General features: G+C 70.7%; 3 protein-coding genes and 1 pseudogene. 3 read left to right on the top strand and 1 reads right to left on the bottom strand.

The genetic code is table 11. The features are described 5' to 3' along the window. The coding region (locus ACI3KU_RS18900; RefSeq protein WP_404923881.1) for a MarR family winged helix-turn-helix transcriptional regulator at window positions 1-525 on the bottom strand (525 nt) is incomplete at its 3' end. A 178-nt stretch (window positions 526-703) separates the two neighbouring features. On the opposite strand from ACI3KU_RS18900, the gene ACI3KU_RS18895 reads away from it, so the two are divergent. From ACI3KU_RS18895 to ACI3KU_RS18885, 3 genes and pseudogenes are all read left to right on the top strand, one after another. Continuing rightward, on the top strand, window positions 704-1,480 hold the full coding sequence (locus tag ACI3KU_RS18895; RefSeq protein ID WP_404923880.1) for an electron transfer flavoprotein subunit beta/FixA family protein: 777 nt from the start codon (window positions 704-706) through the stop codon (window positions 1,478-1,480). A gap of 11 nt (window positions 1,481-1,491) precedes the next feature. Further along, complete coding sequence (locus tag ACI3KU_RS18890) at window positions 1,492-2,472, top strand: electron transfer flavoprotein subunit alpha/FixB family protein (RefSeq protein WP_404923879.1); 981 nt, start codon at window positions 1,492-1,494, stop codon at window positions 2,470-2,472. 5 nt (window positions 2,473-2,477) lie between these two features. After that, window positions 2,478-3,666, top strand: a pseudogene (locus ACI3KU_RS18885) (hypothetical protein); the annotation flags it as partial.

Below are 3,666 nucleotides of genomic sequence, written 5' to 3'. Positions count from 1 at the left end.
GTCGGGGACCGGGGCGGGGTCGCGGAAGTCGCCGGCCGACTTGCGCAGCCGTGCCACGATGCTCACGAGCTCCGTGACGTCGGCGTCGTCGAGACCGATGTTCTCGAACACCTCGTTCAGAGCCACCGTGGCGTCATCCACCAGTGCGCGTCCGTCGTCGGTGAGCTCCAGCACGGCGGCACGACCGTCGATCGGGTGGGGAAGGCGACGCAGCAGTCCCGCCTTGGCGAGCCGGTCCACGGTGTTCGTGACGCTTGTCGGGTGCACCTGAAGGCGGGCGGTGGCGCTGGCCATCGGCATGCGTCCTTCTCGCGTGAACGCCAGCAGGCGCAGCATCTCGTAGCGGGCGAACGAGAGATCGAACGGCTTCAGCGCTGCCTCGACGCGCGCCAGCATGAGCTGCTGCGCGCGCATCAGGCTGGTCACCGCGGTCATTCCTGCAGCGGCATCCGTCCAACCGTGCGCGAGCCATTGGCGCTTCGCCTCGGCGATCGGATCCACCGCGAGCGGTCGGTTGTTGGCCATGGTCCCTCCTGCCGTCCCACGCTACCCGTCCGCATATGGCGCTTCGGGCATCGCCACCCGGAATCCGGCGTATGTATACATTCGTGGGGCGCGGCCGTACCCGCACGGATTTTCCGTACCCGAATGGGTACATACCTGGTGTTCGACATAGACTCGACGCAGAACGGGAGGAGCGTCGATGAAGATCATCGTCCTGGTGAAGGAAGTCCCCGACACATACGGGGATCGCAAGCTGAGCCTGCAGACGGGTCTCGCCGATCGCGGCGCCGGCGATGTGGTTCTCGATGAGATCGGCGAGCGCGCCGTCGAGGTGGCCCTGCGCCACGCGGACTCCGCCGCCGACACCACCGTCACGGTGCTGTCGATGGGCCCGGAGAGTGCGGCCGCCACGGTCCGCAAGGGTCTGCAGATGGGTGCGACCGACGCGATCCACGTGGTCGACGACGAGCTGGTGGGGGCGGATCTCACGCTCACGGCGGAGGTGCTCGCGGCTGCCATCAGGCGCGCCGGATTCGATCTCGTGATCGCCGGCAACCTGTCCACCGACGGCACGGGCGGCATGGTTCCGGCGATGCTCGGCGAACTGCTCGAGGTTCCGGCGCTGACCGCTCTCGCGTCGGTCACGATCGACGGTGGCGCCGTTTCCGGCACACGTGGCGTCGACGGCGGTGTGCAGCAGGTGACCGCCCCGCTTCCCGCTGTCATCTCCATCACCGAGGCGCTGCCCGACGCGCGCATGCCCAACTTCAAGGGCATCATGGCGGCGAAGAAGAAGCCATTCGAGACCCTTTCGCTCGTCGACCTCGGCATCACCGTCGACCCCGCCTCCCAGGCCCGGTCGATCATGGTGTCTGTGGCCGAGAAGCCCGCGCGTCAGGCGGGCATCAAGATCGTCGATGAGGGCGACGCGGGCACGAAGCTCGCCGAGTTCCTCGTTCAGAACCGTTTGGTGTGAGGGGCAGGATCATGACCGACTTCGCTGCAGATTCCATCCTCGTCGCCCTCGAAGCCACGCCCACCGGTGCCCTCGGCCCCGCGGCTCCGGGTCTGCTGGGTGCCGCCGCGCAGGCCGGCACTCCGATCGCGCTCGTGATCGCCGCCCCAGGCACCGGAGACGCCGCTGCCACCGCCGCCGCAGAGGCGGGGGCCACGCGCGTACTGATCTCCGAACTGTCCGACGGCGCCGCCCTCGGCGTTCCCGCCGCCGATGCCCTGGTCGCCGCCGCGGCCCTGGTGCGGCCTGACGCGGTGCTTGTCAACAACTCCGCGGACGGCCGTGACCTCGCGGCGCGCTTCGCCATCCGCACCGGAGCCGTGCTCGCGGCCGATGCGGTGGGTGTGCGTCGCGACGAGGAGGGCGTCGTCGCCGACCACTCCGTCTACGGCGGCGCTTTCAACGCGGTCTCCGCTGCAACCTTCGGCCCGCTCGTCGTGACGCTGCGTGCCGGGTCCGTCGATGCGCGACTGGCGCCCCAGCCGGTGGCCGCGGAGAACCTCGAGGTCGCGCCGTCCGGCCGTCCCGCTGGTGCGATCACGGCCTTCGATGAGGAGACGGCCACGTCATCGCGCCCCGACCTGCGCGGCGCCGCACGGGTCGTCTCGGGTGGTCGTGGGCTGGGCTCCGAAGAGAACTTCGCGCTCGTGGACCGTCTCGCTGACGCTCTCGGCGCCGCGGTCGGCGCCTCGCGCGCAGCCGTCGATGCCGGCTACATCCCCTACGCGCACCAGGTGGGACAGACCGGTGTCTCGGTCTCTCCGCAGTTGTATGTCGCTCTCGGCATCTCCGGCGCGATCCAGCACCGCGCGGGAATGCAGACGGCGAAGACCATCGTCGCGATCAACAAGGACGCCGACGCCCCGATCTTCGATATCGCTGACTTTGGTGTGGTGGGCGACATCTTCACGGTCGTCCCGCAGCTCATCGAGGCTCTCGAAGCACGAAAGTAGGACGCATGGCGACGTACGGCACGACGGTACGCCGTGGACTCCCGCGGCGAGCGGGTGGCGACGCCTGGCCCGACGCGGCGACGGTGGCGGACGGGGTCCTCGACGCTGCGCTCACGACGGGTGCGGCGGAGGTTCCGGCGACGGACGTTCGGGTGGCCGTGGTTCCGAGGGTCGAGGTTCCGGGGGCCGAGGCGGTCGTGGTTCCGGCGTCCGAGGCGGTCGTGGTCAGCCCTGATGCGGGCACGGCCACCGCTGCTGTCGTGTCGGGCACGGGAAATGCTCCCGGTGCCACGGAGGTGGGGTCATCGGAGTCTCACGTTCGCGCCGTGGACACAAGCGTGGCACCGTCGGTGACGCCGGCTGTTGTTGAACCTCCAGTTGTGGAGCCGCCTGTGCTGGGTTCGGTGCCCGCTGCGTCGCAGCTGGTGCCTCCCGTTCGCCTCCGACAGGGGCTTCCGCGGACAGCCGCGGGCGAGCCCTGGCCGCCCGCCGATGTGGTCGCCGCCGTTGCGACCGCGGCAGCCGCTGAAACCTCGCATGTCGCCGGCACCGCGGAGACTGCTGCGGTCACGAATCCTGCTGCGCCTGCGCCTGCGCCTGCGCGCGCCGCAGACAGCACGAGCGCTGACACCGCTGGCATGGTGAACGCGGCTGCAGCCACCGATACCGTCGGAGTCGGAGTCGGAGTCGGAGTCGGAGTCGGAGCCGGAGCCGGAGCCGGAGCCGGAGCCGGAGCCGGAGCCGGAGCCGGAGCCGGAGCCGGAGCCGGACTCGGAGTCGCGGTCGCCGCAGGCGCTAATGGAGCCTCGGCCGACGCCGACCCCTCGCGCACCGCTGTCGCGGCGGACACCGTTGGAGGCCCAGTGAGTGTCACAGTGCGTCGCGGGCTGCCGCGCACGGCGGATGGTGAGCCGTGGCCGCAGGTCACGGCCGCCACGGTTTCTGCTGCCGCGCCCGGATCCACCTCGGCGCAGCCTGCCACGCCCACGGTCGCTGACGTTTCTACGCCGCCGGCACCAGCGACAGCGTCTGCCGCTGCACCCGCCGGAGCCGCGGCGGCCGTGTCCGCCTTCAGCGGTCAGGATCTGCGCCGCGGACTCCCGCGTGCCGAGGACGGCGAGCCTTGGCCGCCCGCGGGTGCTGTCGTAGCCGTAACCCCGGCGGCGGCACCCGTTGTGGCGGAGACCCCTGAGG

This window comes from Microbacterium sp. ZW T5_56, from assembly GCF_044987425.1.
Classification (GTDB): Bacteria; Actinomycetota; Actinomycetes; order Actinomycetales; family Microbacteriaceae; genus Microbacterium.
Note: the sequence above shows the minus strand (reverse complement) of the source record. Positions and strands in the feature narration are given on the sequence as shown.